The 22,780-nt window shown below is 38.2% G+C and carries 24 protein-coding genes; 9 read left to right on the forward strand and 15 right to left on the reverse strand.

The window, feature by feature from the left end:
• The first annotated feature begins 110 nt into the window (after window positions 1–110).
• From SAGCYANO_RS05545 to SAGCYANO_RS05575, 7 genes are all read left to right on the forward strand, one after another.
• Window positions 111–254, forward strand: coding sequence for a hypothetical protein (locus SAGCYANO_RS05545; protein ID WP_202219165.1), 144 nt, complete (start codon window positions 111–113; stop codon window positions 252–254).
• 19 nt (window positions 255–273) lie between these two features.
• Complete coding sequence (locus tag SAGCYANO_RS05550) at window positions 274–435, forward strand: hypothetical protein (protein WP_202219166.1); 162 nt, start codon at window positions 274–276, stop codon at window positions 433–435.
• A gap of 3 nt (window positions 436–438) precedes the next feature.
• Window positions 439–582 carry a hypothetical protein gene (locus SAGCYANO_RS05555; protein WP_202219167.1) on the forward strand — a complete coding sequence of 48 codons (144 nt, stop codon included), beginning with the start codon at window positions 439–441 and terminating at the stop codon, window positions 580–582.
• 256 nt (window positions 583–838) lie between these two features.
• Window positions 839–1,024 carry a hypothetical protein gene (locus SAGCYANO_RS05560; protein WP_202219168.1) on the forward strand — a complete coding sequence of 62 codons (186 nt, stop codon included), beginning with the start codon at window positions 839–841 and terminating at the stop codon, window positions 1,022–1,024.
• A complete protein-coding gene (locus SAGCYANO_RS05565) occupies window positions 1,002–1,145 on the forward strand; it encodes a hypothetical protein (RefSeq protein ID WP_202219169.1) in 144 nt (47 codons plus the stop codon). The genes SAGCYANO_RS05560 and SAGCYANO_RS05565 overlap by 23 nt, the downstream gene beginning before the upstream one ends.
• Window positions 1,146–1,162: 17 nt before the next feature.
• Window positions 1,163–1,306: a hypothetical protein gene (locus SAGCYANO_RS05570; RefSeq protein ID WP_202219169.1), complete on the forward strand. Its 144-nt coding sequence runs from the start codon at window positions 1,163–1,165 to the stop codon at window positions 1,304–1,306.
• A 17-nt stretch (window positions 1,307–1,323) separates the two neighbouring features.
• Window positions 1,324–1,482 (forward strand): hypothetical protein, encoded by a 159-nt coding sequence (locus SAGCYANO_RS05575; RefSeq protein WP_202219170.1) that lies wholly within the window; start codon window positions 1,324–1,326, stop codon window positions 1,480–1,482.
• A 552-nt stretch (window positions 1,483–2,034) separates the two neighbouring features.
• Here the strand turns inward: SAGCYANO_RS05575 and SAGCYANO_RS05580 are convergent.
• The gene (locus SAGCYANO_RS05580) at window positions 2,035–2,526 is read right to left on the reverse strand and encodes an ureidoglycolate lyase (RefSeq protein ID WP_202219171.1); all 492 of its coding nucleotides are present in this window, start codon (window positions 2,524–2,526) and stop codon (window positions 2,035–2,037) included.
• A 98-nt stretch (window positions 2,527–2,624) separates the two neighbouring features.
• Here SAGCYANO_RS05580 and SAGCYANO_RS05585 point away from each other — a divergent pair, with 98 nt between their 5' ends.
• Window positions 2,625–3,224, forward strand: coding sequence for a hypothetical protein (locus SAGCYANO_RS05585; RefSeq protein ID WP_202219172.1), 600 nt, complete (start codon window positions 2,625–2,627; stop codon window positions 3,222–3,224).
• A gap of 35 nt (window positions 3,225–3,259) precedes the next feature.
• Here SAGCYANO_RS05585 and psb28 read toward each other — a convergent pair whose 3' ends face one another.
• A complete protein-coding gene (gene psb28 / locus SAGCYANO_RS05590) occupies window positions 3,260–3,610 on the reverse strand; it encodes a photosystem II reaction center protein Psb28 (protein WP_202219173.1) in 351 nt (116 codons plus the stop codon).
• A gap of 356 nt (window positions 3,611–3,966) precedes the next feature.
• On the opposite strand from psb28, the gene SAGCYANO_RS44185 reads away from it, so the two are divergent.
• Window positions 3,967–4,137 (forward strand): hypothetical protein, encoded by a 171-nt coding sequence (locus SAGCYANO_RS44185; RefSeq protein ID WP_237395838.1) that lies wholly within the window; start codon window positions 3,967–3,969, stop codon window positions 4,135–4,137.
• A gap of 190 nt (window positions 4,138–4,327) precedes the next feature.
• Here the strand turns inward: SAGCYANO_RS44185 and SAGCYANO_RS05595 are convergent, their stop codons facing one another.
• The 13 genes from SAGCYANO_RS05595 to SAGCYANO_RS05655 form a co-directional block, all read right to left on the reverse strand.
• A complete protein-coding gene (locus tag SAGCYANO_RS05595) occupies window positions 4,328–4,471 on the reverse strand; it encodes a hypothetical protein (RefSeq protein ID WP_202219174.1) in 144 nt (47 codons plus the stop codon).
• Between the two features lie 277 nt (window positions 4,472–4,748).
• Entirely contained in the window at window positions 4,749–6,407 is a 1,659-nt protein-coding gene (locus tag SAGCYANO_RS05600; protein WP_375339874.1) for a cobyrinate a,c-diamide synthase, read from the reverse strand.
• A 191-nt stretch (window positions 6,408–6,598) separates the two neighbouring features.
• Entirely contained in the window at window positions 6,599–7,042 is a 444-nt protein-coding gene (locus tag SAGCYANO_RS05605) for a globin domain-containing protein (RefSeq protein ID WP_202219176.1), read from the reverse strand.
• 295 nt (window positions 7,043–7,337) lie between these two features.
• Window positions 7,338–7,985, reverse strand: a complete 648-nt coding sequence (locus SAGCYANO_RS05610) for a CatB-related O-acetyltransferase (RefSeq protein ID WP_202219177.1) — start codon at window positions 7,983–7,985, stop codon at window positions 7,338–7,340.
• Between the two features lie 630 nt (window positions 7,986–8,615).
• A complete protein-coding gene (locus SAGCYANO_RS05615) occupies window positions 8,616–8,918 on the reverse strand; it encodes a PH domain-containing protein (RefSeq protein ID WP_307785828.1) in 303 nt (100 codons plus the stop codon).
• Window positions 8,919–9,565: 647 nt separating this feature from the next.
• Entirely contained in the window at window positions 9,566–10,603 is a 1,038-nt protein-coding gene (locus SAGCYANO_RS05620) for a methyltransferase (protein WP_202219178.1), read from the reverse strand.
• Window positions 10,604–10,975: 372 nt separating this feature from the next.
• On the reverse strand, window positions 10,976–11,476 hold the full coding sequence (locus tag SAGCYANO_RS05625; RefSeq protein WP_202219179.1) for a hypothetical protein: 501 nt from the start codon (window positions 11,474–11,476) through the stop codon (window positions 10,976–10,978).
• 194 nt (window positions 11,477–11,670) lie between these two features.
• Complete coding sequence (locus tag SAGCYANO_RS05630; protein ID WP_237395839.1) at window positions 11,671–15,738, reverse strand: non-ribosomal peptide synthetase; 4,068 nt, start codon at window positions 15,736–15,738, stop codon at window positions 11,671–11,673.
• A 250-nt stretch (window positions 15,739–15,988) separates the two neighbouring features.
• Entirely contained in the window at window positions 15,989–16,960 is a 972-nt protein-coding gene (locus SAGCYANO_RS05635; protein WP_202219180.1) for a DMT family transporter, read from the reverse strand.
• Between the two features lie 375 nt (window positions 16,961–17,335).
• On the reverse strand, window positions 17,336–18,445 hold the full coding sequence (locus tag SAGCYANO_RS05640; protein ID WP_202219181.1) for a D-alanine--D-alanine ligase: 1,110 nt from the start codon (window positions 18,443–18,445) through the stop codon (window positions 17,336–17,338).
• A 325-nt stretch (window positions 18,446–18,770) separates the two neighbouring features.
• Window positions 18,771–19,796 carry an NAD(P)-dependent oxidoreductase gene (locus SAGCYANO_RS05645; protein ID WP_202219182.1) on the reverse strand — a complete coding sequence of 342 codons (1,026 nt, stop codon included), beginning with the start codon at window positions 19,794–19,796 and terminating at the stop codon, window positions 18,771–18,773.
• A gap of 347 nt (window positions 19,797–20,143) precedes the next feature.
• Window positions 20,144–21,121, reverse strand: a complete 978-nt coding sequence (locus SAGCYANO_RS05650) for a DMT family transporter (RefSeq protein ID WP_202219183.1) — start codon at window positions 21,119–21,121, stop codon at window positions 20,144–20,146.
• 45 nt (window positions 21,122–21,166) lie between these two features.
• Window positions 21,167–22,603 (reverse strand): sodium/proline symporter, encoded by a 1,437-nt coding sequence (locus SAGCYANO_RS05655; RefSeq protein ID WP_202219184.1) that lies wholly within the window; start codon window positions 22,601–22,603, stop codon window positions 21,167–21,169.
• Window positions 22,604–22,780 lie beyond the last annotated feature (177 nt).

Consider the following 22,780-nt stretch of genomic DNA (forward strand, 5'->3'; position numbering starts at 1 on the left):
GTTATCAGTTATCAGTTATCAGTGAAGAAAGAAGGAAGAAGCAAGAAGAAAAGAAGCAAGAAAAAGAGGAAGAACAGGAGAAAGTTTTTTTGACGTTGGTAAATTAGAGTATGATATTAATATTAATTACTGAGAACTCAGGAGGAAAGAAATCAGTTATCAGTTATCAGTTATCAGTTATCAGTGAAGAAAGAAGGAAGAAGCAAGAAGAAAGAAGCAAGAAAAGAGAGGAAGAACAGGAGAAAGTTTTTTGACACGTTGGTAAATTAGAGTATGATATTAATATTAATTACTGAGAGAACTCAGGAGGAAAGAAATCAGTTATCAGTTATCAGTTATCAGTTATCAGTGAAGAAAGAAGGAAGAAGCAAGAAGAAAAGAAGCAAGAAAAAAGAGGGAAGAACAGGAGAAAGTTTTTTGACGTTGGTAAATTAGAGTATGATATTAATATTAATTACTGAGAACTCAGGAGGAAAGAAATCAGTTATCAGTTATCAGTTATCAGTTATCAGTGAAGAAAGAAGGAAGAAGCAAGAAGAAAGAAGCAAGAAAAAAGAGGAAGAACAGGAGAAAGTTTTTTGACGTTGGTAAATTAGAGTATGATATTAATATTAATTACTGGAGAACTCAGGAGGAAAGAAATCAGTTATCAGTTATCAGTTATCAGTTATCAGTGAAGAAGAAGGAAGAATAATATTAATTACTGAGAACTCGGAAGAAATCAGTTATCAGTTATCAGTTATCAGTTATCAGTGAAGAAGAAGGAAGGCAAGAAGAAAGAAGCAAGAAAAAAGAGGAAGAACAGGAGAAAGTTTTTTTGACGTTGGTAAATTAGAGTATGATATTAATATTAATTACTGAGAACTCAGGAGGAAAGAAATCAGTTATCAGTTATCAGTTATCAGTTATCAGTGAAGAAAGAAGGAAGAAGCAAGAAGAAAGAAGCAAGAAAAAGAGGAAGAACAGGAGAAAAAGTTTTTTTGACGTTGGTAAATTAGAGTATGATATTAATATTAATTACTGAGAACTCAGGAGGAAAGAAATCAGTTATCAGTTATCAGTTATCAGTTATCAGTGAAGAAAGAAGGAAGAAGCAAGAAGAAAGAAGCAAGAAAAAGAGGAAGAACAGGAGAAAGTTTTTTTGACGTTGGTAAATTAGAGTATGATATTAATATTAATTACTGAGAACTCAGGAGGAAAGAAATCAGTTATCAGTTATCAGTTATCAGTTATCAGTGAAGAAAGAAGGAAGAAGCAAGAAGAAAGAAGCAAGAAAAAGAGGAAGAACAGGAGAAAGTTTTTTTGACGTTGGTAAATTAGAGTATGATATTAATATTAATTACTGAGAACTCAGGAGGAAAGAAATCAGTTATCAGTTATCAGTTATCAGTTATCAGTGAAGAAAGAAGGAAGAAGCAAGAAGAAAGAAGCAAGAAAAAAGAGGAAGAACAGGAGAAAGTTTTTTTGACGTTGGTAAATTAGAGTATGATATTAATATTAATTACTGAGAACTCAGGAGGAAAGAAAGAAGAAAAAGTAGTAGAAGGAGAAAGTTTTTTTGTTCGCGCTCTTATATAGAATCCGGTTATACAGTGTATGTTTATAACCCTATAATTACTTCAATATCCCCATTTCTGCCAACTTGATAATAACTATTTAACCGGATTTGATATGAGTTGGTAAAATCATAAAAAATTTCTACAGCCTAAATTCTTAATGCATGAATTTTGACTTTTGACTTTTGACTTTCCTTCTCCCCATTTCTGCCAACTTGATAATAACTATTTAACCGGATTTGATATGAGTTGGTAAAATCATAAAAAATTTCTACAGCCTAAATTCTTAATGCATGAATTTTGACTTTTGACTTTTGACTTTCCTTCTCCCCATTTCTGCCAACTTGATAATAACTATTTAACCGGATTTGATATGAGTTGGTAAAATCATAAAAAATTTCTACAGCCTAAATTCTTACTTTTGACTTTTGACTTTTGACTTTTGACTTTCCTTATTGTGATGCTATATTACCAATTTTCAAACAATTTCCAACTCTAAATTATGACTTTTAGCAAAGCTGTGAGTAAAATGATCTACCTCATTCGTATCGCTCAATTCTAAGTTGTAAAAATCTACAAATTCATAATCTGAATATGGTCCTGCGTGCCAAGTTCCCTCCTCTAATTTAATAAAACAATTTCCGGGAATTTTAAAAGCAACTACATCTTCTAATTTTGGTGCATTCTCTACACAAGGTGGAGCAACTGCTATTAACCATTCCTTACCTTCTAGAGAACCCAAACATTGAGTACATTTTATATGACGAGTAATTTTAGTAAATTTTCGACCCTTACCAAATAACCGCATAATATAAAATCTTGGCGTACCATTTTCTAAATTTAATTGAGCATCATCTTGGTCATATTTTTTGCCATCTTTTGATGCCCAAATTACTTGCCCAAAAGGTCGAAAATTCTCTGGTGTAATTTCTTGGGAAAATAGTTGTTTAACTACTATTGATTTACTCATTTTTTATTTATATTAGGGAATAGGGAATAGGGAATAGGGAATAGGGAATAGGGAATAGGCAACAGGCAATGCAGAACCGCCATATCTAGTAGGGGCGAATGGCATTCGCCCTCGCTTGGCATTCGCCCTCGCTTGGCATTCGCCCTCGCTTGGCATTCGCCCTCGCTTGGCATTCGCCCTCGCTTGGCATTCGCCCTCGCTTGGCATTCGCCCTCGCTTGGCATTCGCCCTCGCTTGGCATTCGCCCTCGCTTGGCATTCGCCCTCGCTTGGCATTCGCCCTCGCTTGGCATTCGCCCTCGCTTGGCATTCGCCCTCGCTTGGCATTCGCCCTCGCTTGGCATTCGCCCTCGCTTGGCATTCGCCCTCGCTTGGCATTCGCCCTCGCTTGGCATTCGCCCTCGCTTGGCATTCGCCCTCGCTTGGCATTCGCCCTCGCTTGGCATTCGCCCTCGCTTGGCATTCGCCCTCGCTTGGCATTCGCCCTCGCTTGGCATTCGCCCTCGCTTGGCATTCGCCCTCGCTTGGCATTCGCCCTCGCTTGGCATTCGCCCTCGCTTGGCATTCGCCCTCGCTTGGCATTCGCCCTCGCTTGGCATTCGCCCTCGCTTGGCATTCGCCCTCGCTTGGCATTCGCCCTCGCTTGGCATTCGCCCTCGCTTGGCATTCGCCCTCGCTATATGTAGAGTCTCTGCGTAAGTCCTGATATTGTCTAAGAATTTGCGTAAGTCCTGTTAATTAGACTTAAATTCAAAACCATTCGCCTCAGCATAACGGTGTAAAAATCGCATTACTCTCTCAAAATTTTCTTCTGATTCTACTTCAAAAGAACACTCTACTTGAGAAAAATCACTTTCATCAGCAGACAAAAATTTAATCCCACTAGGAGCAACTTCAATATTTCCTTCCTCGTCTTTCAACCATAATTTATTTATTTTATTGGTGAAGGAACGAAAACTTTCCGTAGCTTGAAGACGGTCAAACATTAGTACAACTATTTTTGTCTCAGAGTTACGACGTTTTCTCAGACTAACTTCTGTAATTTTCTCATCTAATCCTTCAATAAACTCCACAGATACTGTCATTTTATTTCTCAAACTGAATATTAATATTAAACAGTTATTATTTTACCAAAAAAAAGTAGAAACAGGACTTACGCAAATTAACCTTGAAAGCACCATATGTAGGGGCGAATGGCATTCAGCCTCACTGTATTTAGTGTCTGTGCGTAAGTTCTGAGAAAGTGAGGAATATAGCAGTCGAAGGAGAGATTATATTATTTCTACATTTTATTGAGAAGGGGAGTAGGGACGTTGCATAAGGGCGTCCGTACAGAGAAGTAAACATAGAGCAGATTCCACTTTGGTAGGTACACCCATCGCTGGCAAGATGCCAGCACTACAATACATTTAACAGGACTTACGCATCATATCAAATCCGGTTGAATACTTATTATATGAGATGGGGGATGGGGGGATGGGGAGATGGGGGGATGGGGGGATGGGGAGATGGGGAGATGGGGGGATGGGGAGATTTAAGGCGAGAAAGTGTGGATAGAATTATAAACATATACTGTATAATACCAAGCGTGATAAGTGTTTGTTACAAATAGTAGGGACGTTGCATAAGGGCGTCCGTACGAAAGAAGGAAGAAGGAAGAAGGAAGAAGAAGGAAATATTTTTAAAAAGGTAAAAACGATATAAATAACTATCTAAAATCCACGATAGTCACTATTTTTAAGAATGTCTGATAGAGTGGCACTTTTCATAGCATTTTTTTTTCAAATTGGTCTAACCGGATTCTATATCATATCAAATCCGTTTAATTCGGTATAAAAAAATGTTCCATCTTCAACCATTACCAAATATTTCTCGATATTCCCCTCCTCGGAGGGGTTAGGGGTGGGTCCCCATCTCCCCATCTCCCCATCTCCCCATCTCCCCATCTAATTACACCGATGCTACCGGATTCTATATCAGGTACGAAAAATTAGGATTTGAGATTGCTTCCCTGTCGGTCGCAATGACAAAAAAAATGTAAGCATTCAGCTATTAGCTGTCAGCTCTTAGCTCTGATGAGGGGGTTTAAATGAATATAGACTTTATAGCTGACTGTGGTAGTAAGTATAAATTATGCCTCAATTAGTAAAGCTTTTATCTAAAACTAAAAGCAATAGCTGATAGCTGATAGCTGACGGCTGAATGCTTACAAAAAAATTAACTTCAGTCTTTCCTTCTTCCCTCTTCCTTCTTCCTTCTTCCCTCTTCCAAATTATTAATAAATCGCTGAGGAATATCTACCCTACTCCCCCAATGAATATGAAGATAGGAAGCATGAAGTTGATAAAAATTCCAACCTTCAACAGTTCCTTTGCTTCGATTTTTATCCTCATCAATTCGCCACATTTTGTATAGATGTCTTGCGGGTGCTTCAATTAATTCAGAACGATGAAATTCATGTCCATAAACTTGTGTATTTGCCGCTAATAAAGGAGTATCTATATTAGTAATTGCTTGCCGATATCCTAACTTTAAACTTTTACCCATTACTGCTGTAGTTGGTAAAATTCCTACCATCTCCCAAGACTTACTATTAAAGTCAATAATTGCCTGAGATAAATACATCAACCCACCACATTCAGCATAAGTTGGCATTCCAGAAATAATTGCTGCCCGAACAGCTTTTCTCATTAAAATATTTTCGCTTAACTGTTCGGCAAAAACTTCTGGAAATCCACCACCAAAATATAAACCTTCCACTCCCGCAGGTAAATTTTCATCCTTTAGCGGACTCCAAAATACTATTTTTGCCCCTAACTCTTCCAGAATATCTAGGTTGTCTTGGTAATAGAAATTAAATGCGCGATCGCGAGCTACTCCTATCAAAAATTGCGACTTTTTTTTCTCAATATTCTTGACATTTGATAGTGAAAAATGTATTATGTTATTAGGGGGAACTTGGCTATATAAAAAGTGCTGAGACCCCTCATTATGAATTTTTAAAAGTGGTAGTAATTTCTCCCAATCAAAACAAGTTTTTGCCAATTCAGCCAAATCATTAATTAAATTATCTAAATCAGGCATTTCATCAGTAGGAAGTAAACCCAAATGTCGGTCAGGAATATTAATATTTTGATGTCGTCGCAGTACCCCAAGTACAGGTAAATTTATAGATTTTAGGGAATTTTGAAGTAACTGTAAATGGCGATCGCTCCCGACCCGGTTGAGTATCAACCCAGCAAAATTAATATTAGGGTCAAAAGAAATCAAACCATGAGCGATCGCTGCCACAGAACTTGATAACCGACTACAGTCAAGCACCAATAATACAGGTACATTCAGCAAGCGAGAAATATGAGCAGTAGAAGCAAAATCAGGAAAGCAACTATCACTCTCATCTTCTACCCCCCTTTCTAAGGGGGGACAGGGGGGATCGAAAACAAAATTAGGAAAACACCCATCACCATCATCTTTTTCCCCTTGTTTCAACAAAATACTATCACACTCATCTTCTACCCCCCTTTCTAAGGGGGGACAGGGGGGATCGAAAACAAAATCAGGAAAGCAGCCATCACCATCATCTTCTACCCCCCTTTCTAAGGGGGGACAGGGGGGATCGAACCTTTCTAACGGGGGCCAGGGGGGATTAAAACTCACCCCATCAAACAAACCCATCACCCCTTCAACCAAAGCAAAATCAACATATTGAATATTTCGCGCAAAACATTGCTGCACATAAACCTCGGAAGTCAAAACCGGGTCTAAATTCCGACAAGACTTACCCGTAACATATTGATGAAACATCGGGTCAATATAATCAGGTCCCACCTTAAATGATTGCACCTGCAAATTTTGCTGTTTCAAATAAGACAATAGCGCCAACGTAACAGTTGTTTTGCCAACCCCACTACGCTCTCCCGCAACTATTAAACTCAATATTTCCCCCGTCTTGTTAACTCAAAAAAAATGAACAGGACTTACGCATAACCACTATATCACTATATATAGAAGGGGCGAACGGCCGCCCCTACAGATTGTGTATAATTTGATATTTTGTGTAACTCCTGATGAAATCAGGAAACACCTTCCTCTTCATAAATTTCATGCTCTCGTTGAATAAAAACCTCTGCCAACGCCTGATAAGCTTCTGTCCAAGCAGATATCACTTCTGGCGTAGCTGCCTCTCCCAAAACATCCTGCATAGCTTGCAACATACATTCTCCCACCACTGGATATTGTTCCGGTAGTACATGAGTTTGTACATGGCGGTGAGCAATTTTTTCCACCATTGATTTTAGACCAGCCAAATCATCAATATGACTAGCATAACTATAAACTGCAGTAGCTAACTTTGCAGGTTGAGAGCCATCAGCTTGGGCCGACATATCAAACTGCGATTTGATTTCAGGATGATTTTCAAACATTATTTCATACATCCGAGTAGTAATTTGCTTTCCCTGTTTTTTCAGCACTGGTGCAGTAGATTTGACAATATCTATTGTTTGTTGACTAACCATATATTTTGTTAATAATTTGATCACAAAATAATTTTACCTTTCGATAATTTGTTATGGAATTAAATCAACTTTTTCTTTATACATATAAAATCAAAAAAACACCAATATCTAATATGCTGTAACTGTTAAACTACAGTTTAATTCCTATGGTATGAAACAAATAAAAGCATTCAATAATTAAGAATTACCTCTTCTAATAAATAAGAGGATTGGATTAAAGGATTTTTTTTCTTATATTCAATCAAGAGCGGTTTTAACCAGAGGTAATTATCCATTATCCATTATCCATTATCCATTATCCATTATCCATTAATGAAAAAGCCTTGCGCAATTCATTAATATCTGATCCACAAATCGCCTGTAAATTATCAGTAATTTTTTCAATTTCCCAATCCCACCATTTCATTTCTAACAACTCTTTAATAATAGCTTCCTCAAATCTTTTACGAATTTCCTTAGCAGGATTTCCACCAACAATACTGTATGGAGGAACATTTTGTGTTACTACAGAATTTGTCGCGATAATTGCTCCATCCCCTACTTGAATACCAGGCATAAAGACCGCTCCATAACCAATCCAAACATCATTACCAATGACAGTATTTCCTTTGTCTGGCCACGAGTCCGGCATTGCTTTTTCCCAACCTTCTCCAAACACAGGAAAAGGATAATTTGTCAACCAGTCAGTACGATGATTTCCTCCATTCATAATAAACTTGACATTAGAGGCAATAGAGCAGAATTTACCAATAATTAATTTATCTCCAATAAAATCAAAATGATAGAGAACATTGCGCTCAAAATTCTCTGGATTCTCAAAATCGTCGTAGTAAGTATAATCTCCGACAATGATGTTGGGATTTTTAATAATGTTTTTTAAATAGACCAATCGAGTTTGATCGGGTATTGGATATTTAAGGTTCGGGTCAGGACCTTTATTCATATTTTTTATATACTTATGCTATTTTTTGAAAAATTAGGATAAGACAAAATAGATACAGCAGATTCGGTGGTATATGAAATACAAATATTAACAATTAAACGTTCCCAGTGCGGGCATCTTGCCCGCGACGGGTGTACCTCACGCCTGGGAATCCGCTGTATCTCCAATAATCAAAAATAAAATCAATTATCGCACTATATACATTAATTATTTCCCCCTCCTCTGTAGGGACGTTGCATAAGGGCGTCCCTACCTCCCTCTTTTCTCAGCTCTCAGCTCTCATTAGAGGGCTTGAATAAATATAGACTTTAAAACTAGCTTTTATAGTAATATCATGTCCGGTAGCATCGGTATTTTATAGCGAAAGTAAGGAAGAAGGAAGAAGGAAGAGGGAAGAAGGCTTAAAAGCTTGAAACAACTTAAATTTCCTGTAGATATTCACCCTTGGTTTTACACAAACAATAAAGTGCGGACATGATATAAGCATAAATTCTGACTTAATGAGTAAAGCTTTTATCTAAAACTAAAAGCAATAGTTGATAGCTGTTTGCGTAGCATCCCGCAGGGAAGCGCTGACGGCTGAATGCTTACATAAGATTGAACCTAAAACCTACAACCTTTTTCAAAAATTTACTTCAAAACATACTTACTCAGTACAGCATAAACTTCATTAATATTTACTGAACGATTAAACTCATGACTAATTGGTTCTGATTCACTACCCACCCAAATCTTTAACTCTGCATCTAAGTCAAAATGCCCCGCACTTTCTTTAGAGAATTTGGTAATTTTTGAATAGGGAATAGAGAGAAACTCAATTTTATGTCCTGTCACTCCTTGTTTATCTACCAAAATTAAACGCTTATTAGTAAACACAAACATATCGCGAATAATTTGGTAAGCTTTTTCAATTTGTTCTCCATCTACTAAAATATCGTTGAATAACTTATCTAGTTTTTGGAATCAGTATTAACTTCGGAAGCATTTCCGAGTATACCATTAATTAAACCCATATTTGATTTACTCCTTTTATAGTTGATTCTTAAACTATCCTACAATTGATTATCCTGGCTTTCCTGAAAAAAGAGGGAAGTAGGGAGTAGGGGAGTAGGGGAGTAGGGGAGTAGGGAGTAGGGAAGTAGGGAGTAGGGAGTAGGAAGTAGGGAGTAGGGAGTAGGAAGTAGGGAGTAGGGAGTAGGGGAGTAGGGGAGTAGGGGAGTAGGGAGTAGGGAGTAGGGGAGTAGGGGAGTAGGGGAGTAGGGGAGTAGGGAGTAATTATGTCAAATCCGGGGGAATTGGACTTAACGAAGTCAGAAGCCAGAAGTCAGTAGGGGCGTTAACGATAGTTATGCGAAGCAAACGGCCGTTTGCTGACGCAAAGCTGCTGAATGGCGCCCGTACAGAAGTTATTTTTGTAACGGGGCTTAAATCCCTGCTCCAAAAACATTGCGCCTTAAAAGGCGGGGTTGCGCGACCCTTATGATTTTGATAAAAAAAATATCCAATTGTCATAACTACTAAAATCTTTGTGATTCTCTTTCCTCCTGACTCCTAACTCCTGACTCCTGACTCCTAAAGATTTAAATAGGACTAAACTCCATAGCTGTCACACTTGTACCAGTATTAAAGATTTGTTCGAGTTGAAAACCACTTGCTGCAAACAAATCCTTATATTCTTGTTCGGTGCGCCAATAACCTCCTGGGTTTGTAATCATCATCTGCACTGCTGCCAAAGCTGGTATTGTGCCATCGGGATATTCTACAGGGGCACCAACAGCAGGAACTAAAGTTTGTAGAAGAATCACCCTACCGTCTTTTGGCAGAGCTTCTCGACAGTTAGTCAATACCTTGATTGAATCCTCTTTACTAAATACTGATAGAAAATATTTCATGACAATTGCATCAGCACCTTTTGGTAAAGATTCCAAAGCACTTCCACCAACAACTGTGACTGCATCATTAACCCCATATTTTGCCAGATTATTAGGAGCAGTTTTTACTTCATGGGGTAAGTCAAACAAAATTCCTTTACAACCGAATCTTTTCACAATATTGGCAATTAATGTACCCTGATTTCCTCCTACATCCATTACTGTCTTAAAGCGACCAAAATCATAAACTGCAAATAACGGGTCAACAACTTCAGCAGTTAAATAACTCATGGCATTGTTGAACAGTTTTTTACTCTTGGGATTCTCTGTCATATAGGAAGTATAAAAATCCTTACCTTTTGCTAACTCAAAAGGAACTTCTCCAGTCTTTAAACTGTTTTCTAATTCTCGCCAACCATCCCACATATTAGGTTCTGTAATGTGCATTAAAAAGTCACCGATAGAAGGGGAATCATTTGTAATTAGAAATTCGGATAATTCTGTAGCAGCAAAAACACGACCTGGTTTTTCTATAAACACGCCTAAATGAGCTAATGCTCGGAGTACAACATAAAGTTTTTCTACCTTTGTTGATGTTTTTTCTGCTATTTCTTCAACAGTTTTTGGTCCGTCATGCAACAAGTTAGGAATTCCTAAATTTGTTGCTACATAAACGCACTGACTTTGCCAGTAACCGTAGATGATGCGATAGATTTTCTTTTTAGATTCTGAGGCATTTCCTAGCATAATTAATCTCCAATTTTTTGACTACACGATAAAAGCAAATACTGTCAAAGAGATACTTCAACTTATTTGTTCTATTTAGGATTGCTATAAAAGCATAATTACTAACGTAAGCATTCCGTAGGAATAGCTGATAGCTGACTGCTGAATGCTTATTTACTAACTAACAAAACTGGTCAAGATTCCTAAAATTTTTGGTAAGTTTTCCACAGAATATTCCTGTAAATCTAATACTACTGCTTCACCTTCTAACTCTAAAAATTGCCAAGCAGTTCCAGTAGTAATAGCTCCATAAATTTTGGAAATCTCGTTACCTTGACCAAAAAATAAGGTCTCGCCCTTTCAAGAGGATGAAAAAAAATAAACTTCAGTATTTCAATCCCAATGCTTCAACCAGAGGAACTGATAACTGATAACTGATAACTGATAACTGAAATGACGTTGGTGGAAAATTTGAGCGGCAACCATTTCTGCCATGCATTGAGCTAAACCTGATTTGAGATTATCGTTTTTAGCTTTTACTAAGGCAATAACTGGTGATTCGATGAAAAATTTTTGGGTTGAATGGCTGATAATAAAATCGCAAAAGCCATTTAATCCAAGCTCTATATCAACATTAAACTCGATGCCAGAAAATAAACTTATCTGTTGGTCTAAATGTTTTTTAATTGCCACTAAAATTGGTGCAACTATTAATTCAGAGCGAGCTTTTTCCGAACCTATTGCTACTGCTAATGGTAAATATTCTTCTAAGGTTTCAAGAAGAAATTTACTGGGGGCAACTTCTGGTAAGTTGTTAAATTTTCCTTTGCTACCTGTCAGGGTAATGTTAAATTTTTGTTTGAGTTCCTCTAAGGTGAATCTACTGTAAGGCACGGGTTTCTACTGTGGCAAAATACTAAGGTTCATTATTAATAAAAACGGTCATCTTTTTCTTCCTGAGTTAGGTTAAAAATGAGCTTTACCAATTTTTATTAACAAGACTTAAGCACTGAGAATAGATATAGGGTTTTGGTTTGTTACGCTGTTGCTAAGACACCCTACCAATAGCGTTCATGCGTAAGCCTTAACTACTTCAAATGCTCACTCAAACGTTCTGCTAATACTTTGATATGTGGTTCTTTTATGAATGTAAAATGATTACCAGGAACCATAACTACTTCCATATCAGCTACATCTAAGATAGCATACATTTCTACCCAAACTAATTGCGGATCTATCCCATGAGGATGTTTTTCTTGTCCCCGAAAGACTGTTACTTTTCCTGGATAAGGCCGACGCTTATAGGCATAAGTTGCTTTTAAAGTACCGATAATTACATCGATAAAGCGTCGATTCTGTTCGCGAGTAGCTTCCTCTGGGAATAACTTTAAATTTTCCGCTTTATCAATAATAAATTCTATCTGTTCTTCATGATTTAACCCAATTAATTCTTCCTCATTAACTAAATTTGTTACACCAAACATTCCTCCAAAATAACGACTTAATACTCCCCTCATGTACAAATTATCGATTTTCTTATTAGGGTCTAATAAGATGGGAGCCCAAGGATCTAATAAAGCCAACAAACTAACTTCTTGTCCCTGCTGAACTAACTGTTGTGCCATTTCAAAAGCAACAACTCCCCCAAAAGACCAACCACCAATTTGATAGGGTCCTTCTGGTTGAAATTCTTGCATAGTTTTGATATAAAATTCAGCCATGTCTTCCACATTTGTGAAGATTTTTTCTCCTTCATTAAACCCTTGAGCTTGTAAGCCATAAAAGGGTTGATTATTACCTAAATAATGGGATAATTCCTGGTAATAAAATACATGACCTCCCGCAGGATGTACACAGAAAAATGGTTGCTTATTTCCCTGAGTTTGCAGCGGAACTAGAGAAGAAGAAATAACTTGACTTTCTCCTCGGATTAAACTGGCTAAATCTTCAATTGTAGGATTGGTAAACAGAGTAGATAAAGGTAATTGTTTGGCAAAGCGTTGTTGAATTTTTGCCATTAAGTTAACTGCTAATAGAGAATGACCTCCTAACTCAAAGAAATTATTTTTAATTCCCACTGGATGAATATTCAGAATCTCTGACCAAATTTCTGCTAATTGTTGTTCAATATTATCCCGTGGTGCAACAAAATTATTACTCTCACTAAAACTAGAAATATCTGGTGCAGGTAAAGCACGACGGTTAACTTTCCCATTCGGAGTTAATGGCAGTTGTGGCAAAACCACAAAAGCTGAAGGCACCATATACTCTGCCAATTTTTCCTTGAGATATTGTTTTAGTTGCGGTACAATTTTTTGCTCCGTCTCAGTTTCGGGCACAATATACGCCACTAAACGTTTATTACCAGGGTTATCTTCCCTTGCCAAAACTACTGTTTCTTTAACAGTGGGATGTTGAGCGATCGTCGTTTCAATTTCTCCAATTTCGATCCGAAAACCTCGAATTTTGACTTGGTTATCAATGCGACCAATAAATTCGATATTACCATCAGGAAGATAGCGAGCTAAATCTCCTGTTTTGTATAGGGAAATATTATCCCCCCTAACCCCCCTTCGTAAGGGGGGAACCTCTAGTCTCCCCCTTTCCAAGGGGGACGGAAGGGGGATTTCTTCTAGTCTCCCCCTTTCTAAGGAGGACGGAATGGGGATATTAATAAATTTTTCCGCAGTCATCTCCGGGCGGTTCAGGTAACCATTTGCCACACCAACTCCACCAATATACAGCTCTCCGGGAACACCGATGGGAACTGGTTTTAAATTTCTATCGAAAATATAAAGTTGATTGTTAGCAATAGGGCGACCAATAGGAGGAAGTGCTGGCCAACTTTCCACAGCACCTTGTAAACTGTAAGCAGAAACCACATGACTTTCTGACGGACCGTACTGATTTTGCAACCTACAGTTGGGCAGTCGTTTCATTAACTCAATTAGGTCTGGTGTCATCTGTAACTGTTCGCCCGCTGTCACAATTTCACGCAGTTGTGGCAAAGTTTGACATTGAGCAGCAACTGTAGCTAACTGTTGCAAAGCGACAAAGGGTACAAATAGTTTATCTACTTTGTTATCAATCATAAATTGCATCAAAGCAAAACTATCGCGCCTGATTTCTTGAGAAACTAAAACCAGAGTACCACCTGAATATAACGTGGAAAAAATTTCTTGGAAAGATACGTCGAAACTGATGGGAGCAAATTGTAATGTTTTTGCACCTTCACCAATAATTGCTTCCTGCTGCTGCCACATAATTAGGTTAACCAGAGCGCGTTGACTCATGGCAACTCCTTTCGGTTTACCTGTGGAACCAGATGTATAGATGATGTAGCCTAATTTTTCTGGTTTTACAGCACTCGTCAAATTTTCTGTAGAAAACTGAGCGATCGCCTCCCAATCTTTATCTAAGCAAACAACCTGTGCTTGATGCTCTGGCAATGATGTAACTAATGATTCCTGAGTCAGCAACACTGACACTTTAGCATCAGCAAGCATATAAGCTAAACGTTCTGAGGGATAGTTTGAGTCGAGTGGTACATAAGCTCCCCCTGCTTTCAGAATTCCTAATATCCCTACGACCATTTCCAAAGAACGCTCTACACATATTCCCAAGTGCGTTTCTGGCTTCACTCCCAACTTTTGTAAGTAGTGAGCTAGTTGATTTGCTTTGATATTCAACTGAGAGTAAGTCAGCTTTTCTTCTGCCAAAACTACTGCCACCGCATTCGGTGTTTTTTCTACTTGTGCCTCAAATAATTCATGGATACATTTGCCTTGAGGATAATCTACTTTTGTATCGTTCCATTCCACTAATATTTGCTGTTTTTCCCTGTCACTCAGTATCGCTAACTTATCTATTTCTGTCTGAGGATTTTCTACAATTGCTGTTAGTAAATTCTGGAAATGTTCGGCAATTTGAGTAACAGTTTCTGCTGCTAATACATCACTATTGTATTTCCAATCAATACATAGAGATTTATCTAACTGAATTGCTTCTAAACTGAGTTCAAAATCTACCTTTTGTTGTGGGAGTTGATAATATTCTAATTCTAATTCTTTGGCATTAAATAACTTCTCAAACTTGTAATAACCAAAGGCTGCTTGACAGATAGGAGAATAACTCAGATTAGATAATTTGAGTTGTTGCACAAGTAGAGCAAATGGATAATCTTTATAGCTTTCTTTTTCAAATACTTTTTTACTGACTTGAGTCAAAAAATCTGTAAACTTGATATTCCCTGAAATAGAGTCTCTGATAACCGTAACATTAGTAAAATTGCCAATAACTCCAGGGAATAATGGTTGATTTTCTCGATTTTGTAATAAACCTACAAGTAAGTCTTCTTCTCCTGTGTAGCGGTAAAGCAGGACTTTAAATACTGCTAATAGTATCTCTTCAACTTTGACTGTTTCTGTTTTTGCCAGTTGTTGAATTTGTTGACTTAATTGTAAATTTATGGTACGCCTTATTGATTTTCCATTATAAGTTCTAATGGTTGGACGAGGAGAATTTGTGGGTAATTCTAACACTGGTAATTCATCAGCTAAATTCTGTTGCCAATAATCGCCTAATTGTTTTCCTTCTGAACTATTGAGCAAGTTTAATTCTTTCTGAATATAATCTTCATAAGACTTATTTAGTATGGGTAAATCTAGAGATTCATCATTAATTTTTGATTCATAGAGAGCCACAAATTCATTCATTAATATTAATAAAGACTCCCAATCTCCAGCTATTTGATGAACAGTCAATAACAAAATATTATCTGTTACCGAACGTTTAAATAAACAAGCACGAAATACTCCGCTATTTTCTAAGTTAAAAGGACGTTTTAGCGAGTCAGATAACTGCCCTTCTAATTCCTCGTCGTTCCAAGATGAAGCATAAATTTGTTCAAAATTAATATCGACATTTTCCCTAATTTCTTGAACTATTTTCCCATCTTGTTCGTAATAGATACTGCGGAGAATAGAGTGACGTTCAATTAATACTTGTAGTGTATCTTTTACACTTTGAATATCTAGAGGAGATTTAATTCTAACCCCCAGAGATATTTTATCTGTTAAACCCTGAGAGTTGAACTTATACAGAAACCAATTTGCTTGCTGTATGTGGGAAGTAGAAAGCGATCGAAAAGTAGACAAAACTTGATTCCTCTCTATTTTATTTAGCGAATATTAGAGTTGGTGATTTGAGGTATGATATCATACCCGGATAAGAGCGCGAACAAAAAACTTTCTCTTCTACTACTATTTCTTCTTCTTTCTTTACTCCTGACTCGCTCCTCCTGACTTCCCTCCTGGGAGGGGTTAGGGGTGGGTTGGGAGGAGGGGCGAGGGTGGGTTGACTCCTAAAGAATTATGATTAATATCATACACTAATTCAGCAATGCCTTCAGTCATTTTCAAACTTGATAGCAGATGTGCTAGAAATAGCCAAATACATTCCAGATAAAATTACAAAGAAACTTACCACAGTCAAAAAATTCAGGCTTTCTGAGAATATAGCCCAACCTTCCACCGCACTGAGAGCTGGAATAAGCAACGCTACTAAGCTGCTAAACCCGGCAGATAACTTTTTGAGACAATAAGCCCAAAGTCCCATGGCAAGCATTTGACTAACGAGAGCTTGGGCAATGACTGCAAACCACCCATTTATCGAAGTTGGGAAAAGTTGCTCTTTGGCAATTAGAACAACAGGTAACATAAATAGAAAACTTGTTGTTGTAGACCAAGTCATAATAGTGACAGGGCTTAAATTACTACGGAGTCGCTGAATGACCAGTGGATGTATTCCAAAAAACACTGCTGAGAGCAAAGCTGCTAAACTTCCTAATAGTTCCTGGCTCATCCTCAATGATAACAGTTCTTTTGCTTCTAGTAAAGTTGCTCCAAAAATTGCAACTACCATACCAATCAAAAATCGATTATCGAAAGTTTGACCTAAAGCTAGCCATCCTCCCAAGACGGTAAATATTGGCACTAGATTATGGATCATACTAGAGTTAGCAATACTCGTTTGATTTAAAGACCAAGCCCAAAGCATTAAACCTACTGATATAAGAATACCATCTATTATTAGTAGCTTTGCCCTATTAACTAGATGGTGCTTCTGTTGTTCGAGTGGAGTTTCTTTATTTCGGTCTCGGTGGCGTACTGTCAATAAAGTATTTAGCAGCCAAAAGGCAACAGCCGCTATCCAAAAACGATTGAATGCTGTAGCGTTTGGTCCTATTTCCAGTTCGCTCAAACGGATAAAAATGGGTGAAAAAGAGAGACAGATTATGCTAGCTGTTAATGCAACTAAAGAATCTATCGGTAAAAATGAGACAAACTGTAGCTTTAATAATTTTGCTTGAGCATTCATCTTTTTTTCTAGACTTAGTCAAATGGAAATGATAATATAGCAGTCGAAGTAAAGGTTAGGACAGGTCAAAAGCTTAAAACTCAGACAACGTAATACTTTTCCTTCTTCCTTCTTCCTTCTTCCTTCTTTCTTCTGCTATAACGATAAATTAAGACTGCTGAATAGGTAGTGTTCTAATTAGGGTTTGCTGAAAAAGTCTTATGAGTGAGGATAGGAGTCAGGAGAAATGGGAATGAGGGAGGAGGTAGGAGTAAGAATTGTAAGAGTGATTTTTCTGCCATAGTCAGCCCAAAATACAAGCTTTTTGAGTATTTTCAACTTTTGGAGGCTTGCCCACATCGCCATTACAAAAATAACTTCTAACTTCTGACTTCGTTAAACTTTTGCTACTTGCTCTGATTTGCTGTATTTAAACAACGAACCACAAGCTACGCGAGTCCTCCCTGCTGCTGCACTCCACAGTTGCAAAGCCACATCTTCTAAACTTTGCCCATCTGCTTGAAGCATCCGGGAAATCATGCTAATTTTGCCGAAAGACCAAAATAATCCTGCTTCAAGTAGATATGGCTCATCGGTTTCTGCGTGTACTCGGAAGTCATACAAAGAATAATCGCGACAACCCAAAGCAACATGAGCCTTCTTAGCAGCATCCGCAAGTTTTTCAAATAACTGTGGGGTGACATTAGCTGGACATACTGGCTTAACTGCTGGTTTCTCAGGTTGTTTTCCAGGAGTTCCGTCTGATTTTAGCTCCAACTTATCATGTACAGTTCTAATAGGGTATTCCTCAGTAACTAAATACTCTATCATCGGCAAGACAGACAACTTACCTTCATACTCAACCACACCTACACGAAATTCCCTTCCAGGAATATAATCCTCAACTAACAACATCTCGTCTAGTTCAAACCCAACTTCCAATGCTGCCTCTATTTGAGATTCATCCCACACCAATGTCACACCCAAAGAATTGTCTTCCGAGGTTGGTTTCACGACAAAGGGCGGCTGCATTGTTAATTTATCTCCCCGGCGTAGTTGTTGTGCTTTGGCAACCAGGACATCAGATGCAGACACAACACTCCGTGTCTGTGCTTTGTTAGTTGCTAATGCTGTACAATAAGATGGCGACCCAACTACGGGGATACCAATGATATCCTCAAATAAAGCCCTGAAACTGGTCATTCCAGGAAAGCAGAACATATGGGGAACTACTACGTCAATCTGAGGTAGTCGAGGAATCATATCCTGGAGAGACATCTTTTCCGACAAGGAATCTAAGGAAGTTCCTAACTGCCAAAGATTGTCAGGGTGTACGACTGCATAGTAGCTACTGACACCCATTGGTTGCACTACTTCTTTTGCGTAAATTATTGATAAGTTGTAGTAAAAGTCAGACACAAGGGAACCTGCGAGGTGCAATACTCGTAATCTTGGTATCGTGGCTGATGATAAATCTTGATTTTGACTAATTGTTTCTAATTTCATAGACTTTGTTGCTCTGTACTAATTTGTTATATCATGTCTGTTTGAATAACCACAATAAAAAATTTAGGGAGTAGGGAGTAGGGACGTTGTATGCAACGCCCTTACATTAACAGGACTTACGCAAATCAACCTTGAAAACGCCATATGTAGGGGCGCCATTCGGAGCTCTGCGGAACGCAAATGGCATTGACTAACGTCAAGCTCCGAATGGCGCCCTCATTGGATTTAGTGTCTGTGCGTAAGTCCTGATTAAAAAAGGTTGCTGACTAGCAGATACATCAAAATAGTAAACATTATAGAATTTACTTTTCTGAATAGGAGAATCTTATGTTCCTTTGGAATTCAACTGAGGCTGTTCTTGGGTGGAACTAGAAGTTACGGGTAAAGTAGCTTTAGCAATTACTCCAGCTCGCTCCTCTTGCAAACAACGCAGCTTTGTGGTAGAATAATCAGACCAACCTCGCTGTTCTGCTTCCTCATAGTCTTTGACTGCCAAGCTTAACTGAGGAACAGATATATTGCGTTGACTCGCCATCGCCAGAGCAATTCGTAAATCCTTATGTAGTAGCTTGACCGTAAAAGCTGGGTGTTGAGAGAGGTCATCACAACGTCGTGAAAACCAATAGTGAGGTAAACCATGAATATCCCCAGCATTTTGACCAAAGGAACCAAAGCGTAAGGCATCCCAAATAGTTTGTAGTTCAATTCCCTCGGCTAAACCCAAGGTAATTCCTTCACCTACTGCTTGAACTGCCACAGCATTAACAGCATTGTGAATAAGTTTACATTGAGTTCCTCTGCCAATTTCTCCACAGTAGAGAACGCGGTCTGCCATTAGTTTGAAAATGGGTTCAACTTGCTCAAAGGTAGTCTTTGAACCACTCGCCAGAACTGCTAAACCCATACCAGTTTCACTTTTAGCACCTTCTGGGCAATCATTAAAGGGAGCATCTAACATCTCAACTCCCAGTTCCTTCATGGCTTTATGCAATCTTAGTATTGTTTCGGGAGAATTTGTGGTAAGGTCTATATAAATACTCCCCGGTCGTAATCCTTGACTAAGACTATGTTCGTCCTCCAGTACAGCAGTTATCACATCTGTTGGAGTAGGTAAGGAGGTAAAAATTATCTCTGAACAAGTTCCAACTTCTGCACAACTATGGGTAATATGGGCACCTAAAGACTTCAACTCTGTCATTCGATCTGGATTAATGTCGTAGACATAAACCGAATAGCCATGGGCTAGAAAATTAGCTGCTTGTCGCCCTCCAATATTGCCACAACCGATGATGCCAATAGTGCGATAATTAGTGGGAGTTTGACTTTTGGAAGTGCTATTACTTGGTGACATATCTTGCTTAAGTATCGATAATGTTGTTGTTAAAGTAAATTAGGGAACAGGTACAGCATGGGGTGTGTAGTGCCGTTAAATTTTACCGAATAATTAATAATTAATAATTAAATAATTCGCGCCTTGAAGCCTCCCTTTTAAGGGGAAAAAGCGGTCGAGGGATGGCGTTTGCTATCGCAAAGCTGCGCTAAAAGCGGAGCGGCTCTGATAAGAGCGGTCTCCTCGCCATATCCATGAGACCAAGAGAAAAGAAATAATATTTCCTTATATTCAATTCCGTAACGGTTAAAACCCGAGGTAATTATCAATTATCAATTATCCATTATCCATTATCAATTAATGAAGGACTATAACGACACGTTATTAACTTGAGACTTAATAGCAAACTTACTAGAAATAGCCAAATACATTCCAAATAAAATTACCATGAAACTTACCCAAGTCCATGATTCAATATTTTCTGAAAAAATCGCCCAACCTTCCAAGGAACTGAAAATAGGAGCAAGTAACCCAAATAGACTAGCAAATCCTGAAGATAAATTTTTCAGGCAATAAGTCCAAAGTCCTATACCCAACATTTGACCAACAAAGGCTAGACTGATAACTGAAAACCACCCAGTTACTGAACTAGGAAAAAGTTGCTCTTGAGCAAATATAGCAACAGGTAATACCAACAGAAAACTTGCCGTAGAAGACCATTTCATAATGGTTACAGCGTTAAACTTAATACGGAGCTTCTCTGCAATTAACGGGTGTACCCCAAAAAACACTGCTGATAGTAAAGCCGCAAAATCCCCTGTTAGCTGCTGACCAATATTCAATGAGAACAGGTCATTTACTTCTAGTAACATTACTCCCGCGATCGCGATAAATGTACCCAGGATAAATCGATTCTCAAAGAGTTTACCAAAAACTAGCCACCCTCCTAAGATAGTAAATATAGGAATCAAATTATGGATAATGCTAGAGTTAGCAACACTGGTATTGGTTAAAGACCAAGTCCAACATATTGTACCCATTGATAAAAGCATTCCATCTGCAATCAGTAACCCTATGTCAGTTCTTGAAATAATTTTCTGTATTCCAAGTTCAGTGTTTTGCTTTTGGTGAGGTACATTTAAAAAACTATTGAGTAGCCAAAAGCCAATAGCTGCAATCCAAAAACGATTAAATGCTGTAGCGTTTGGTCCTATTTCCAGTTCACTCAAACGGATAAAAATTGGTGAAAAAGAGAGACAGGTTATGCTAGCTATTAATGCAGCTACCGAATCTATCGGTAATGATAAGAATAGTTGTAATCGTGATACTTTATTGGGAGTATCCATCTTTGTTCCGTCTCGATCAAACTGATACAGGGTACTACAATTTTGTTATTTACTCAACTCTCTAGAGTCGAGCAAAAAATGAACAATTCCATAAACAATAAAGCCTGTAGCCATACCGGGAAGTACTTCATAAATAGCACTAGATAACCCAAGTCCTAAATTCCAGGCTATGGAAACAATAATTCCAATCATCATCATGGCGATCGCTACTGGCACACTTATAGGTTTTTGCCAAACCCGCAATACCAATAACGGGCCTAAACCACAAGCTAAAATTGACCAAGAGAAAATTACTAAAGCGAATACGTTATTGTCTCCTGTTAGGGCAATTACTAATACAATAGCTGTGACAACTAACGTGGCAATTTTTGCCATTCTATAAGAATTAGCTTTAGTAGGAATTAAGTCTTGACTCAATGCAGCCGAACAAGATAGTATTTGAGAATCTGCTGTGGAAATCGCTGCTGAAAATAATCCGGCTAACATTAACCCCACCATCACTGCTGGTAATAGTTCCATAGATAGATAAGGTAATGCCAACTCTGGGTCACTTGATGTCATTAAATCTGGCAACAATGCTCTTGCAGTCAATCCCACACCGAAGGCCGTAGCAGAGTTCATTTGACCGCAGACAAATTTGATATTGCGAGCCAAAGCTACATTCTCTGCAGAGTCAATTGCCATTGCTCGTACTAATATATGAGGCTGACCTACAGCGCCAAACCCTGCCACTACCCATCCCAAAAAGTAAGGGAAAAATCCCCAAGGCAGATCGGCAGGAACCCAATTTGTCAGGGTTGGGTCAATTGCATTGAGTTTTGCCCAAAGTTCTCCAAACCCACCACAGTTAATCAAACCGACTATACACAAAACCAACAAGGAGCCAATCATCAAAATTGCCTGCACTGAGTCAGTCCATATAGAAGCACGAATGCCTCCTGAAAAACAGTAAATAACGACAATTACAGCTCCAATAATAACTCCTAATTGATAGTTCCAGCCAAATATTGCATTTAGTCCTTTGCTTGCTGCCACCAGTTGAGCGGAGGCATAAGTACCGAGAAAAGCAATAGTAATTAAGGCTGAAATTATTGTAATCCAGCGCCCGTTATTTTTGCCTTGTCCTAGATTTTCTTGACCGAGGAATGAGGACACTGTCTCTGAATTTGTTTGTTGAGAGACTAATCTCAACTTTTTGAATATCAGCCACCAAGCAATATAGTCTCCTATTGCCCAAGCAACAGGTATCCAAATTGAAGCACATCCGACTTTATAGGTAAAGCCAATCACACCAATAAATAGATACCCACTTTGACCTGTTGCCATTGCTGATAAAGCTGTCAACCAGGGATTAACATTTCTACTAGCAAGTAGGTAATCATTTGTTGTGTTTTGTTTTTGGGTTGCGGAATAAATGCCTACTACTGTAAATAATAGTAAAAAGGCAATAAATGTCATCGCAATCCAAATTTGTCGATCCATAAAAATTGATAGTTTAACCTTAGTAGAAATCTGGTTTTTCTTTCTTAATTTCTGAGTTTACAGCCTACAGAAATCCCTGGGCTGTTTCATTCTAAATTTTTGCGTTTCTCTCAAATCCTGATGAGGAGAAAGTTATGAGCAGTTCTACTTCTTTGGGTGAAAAGTCAACTTTTAATC

It is taken from the genome of Okeania sp. KiyG1, from assembly GCF_014132355.1.
Taxonomy (GTDB): domain Bacteria; phylum Cyanobacteriota; class Cyanobacteriia; order Cyanobacteriales; family Microcoleaceae; genus Okeania.

Coding starts and splice junctions, on each gene's coding strand:
- SAGCYANO_RS05570 (WP_202219169.1), top strand. CDS start 1,163: ATGATATTAATATTAATTACTGAGAACTCAGGAGGAAAGAAATCAGTT.
- SAGCYANO_RS05620 (WP_202219178.1), bottom strand. CDS start 10,603: ATGCTAGGAAATGCCTCAGAATCTAAAAAGAAAATCTATCGCATCATC.
- SAGCYANO_RS05645 (WP_202219182.1), bottom strand. CDS start 19,796: ATGTCACCAAGTAATAGCACTTCCAAAAGTCAAACTCCCACTAATTAT.
- psb28 (WP_202219173.1), bottom strand. CDS start 3,610: ATGACAGTATCTGTGGAGTTTATTGAAGGATTAGATGAGAAAATTACA.
- SAGCYANO_RS05565 (WP_202219169.1), top strand. CDS start 1,002: ATGATATTAATATTAATTACTGAGAACTCAGGAGGAAAGAAATCAGTT.
- SAGCYANO_RS05550 (WP_202219166.1), top strand. CDS start 274: ATGATATTAATATTAATTACTGAGAGAACTCAGGAGGAAAGAAATCAG.
- SAGCYANO_RS05555 (WP_202219167.1), top strand. CDS start 439: ATGATATTAATATTAATTACTGAGAACTCAGGAGGAAAGAAATCAGTT.
- SAGCYANO_RS05605 (WP_202219176.1), bottom strand. CDS start 7,042: ATGGTTAGTCAACAAACAATAGATATTGTCAAATCTACTGCACCAGTG.
- SAGCYANO_RS05650 (WP_202219183.1), bottom strand. CDS start 21,121: ATGGATACTCCCAATAAAGTATCACGATTACAACTATTCTTATCATTA.
- SAGCYANO_RS05585 (WP_202219172.1), top strand. CDS start 2,625: ATGGCATTCGCCCTCGCTTGGCATTCGCCCTCGCTTGGCATTCGCCCT.
- SAGCYANO_RS05595 (WP_202219174.1), bottom strand. CDS start 4,471: ATGGGGAGATGGGGAGATGGGGAGATGGGGAGATGGGGACCCACCCCT.
- SAGCYANO_RS05560 (WP_202219168.1), top strand. CDS start 839: ATGATATTAATATTAATTACTGAGAACTCAGGAGGAAAGAAATCAGTT.
- SAGCYANO_RS05640 (WP_202219181.1), bottom strand. CDS start 18,445: ATGAAATTAGAAACAATTAGTCAAAATCAAGATTTATCATCAGCCACG.
- SAGCYANO_RS05575 (WP_202219170.1), top strand. CDS start 1,324: ATGATATTAATATTAATTACTGAGAACTCAGGAGGAAAGAAATCAGTT.
- SAGCYANO_RS05580 (WP_202219171.1), bottom strand. CDS start 2,526: ATGAGTAAATCAATAGTAGTTAAACAACTATTTTCCCAAGAAATTACA.
- SAGCYANO_RS05635 (WP_202219180.1), bottom strand. CDS start 16,960: ATGAATGCTCAAGCAAAATTATTAAAGCTACAGTTTGTCTCATTTTTA.
- SAGCYANO_RS05655 (WP_202219184.1), bottom strand. CDS start 22,603: ATGGATCGACAAATTTGGATTGCGATGACATTTATTGCCTTTTTACTA.
- SAGCYANO_RS05545 (WP_202219165.1), top strand. CDS start 111: ATGATATTAATATTAATTACTGAGAACTCAGGAGGAAAGAAATCAGTT.
- SAGCYANO_RS05610 (WP_202219177.1), bottom strand. CDS start 7,985: ATGAATAAAGGTCCTGACCCGAACCTTAAATATCCAATACCCGATCAA.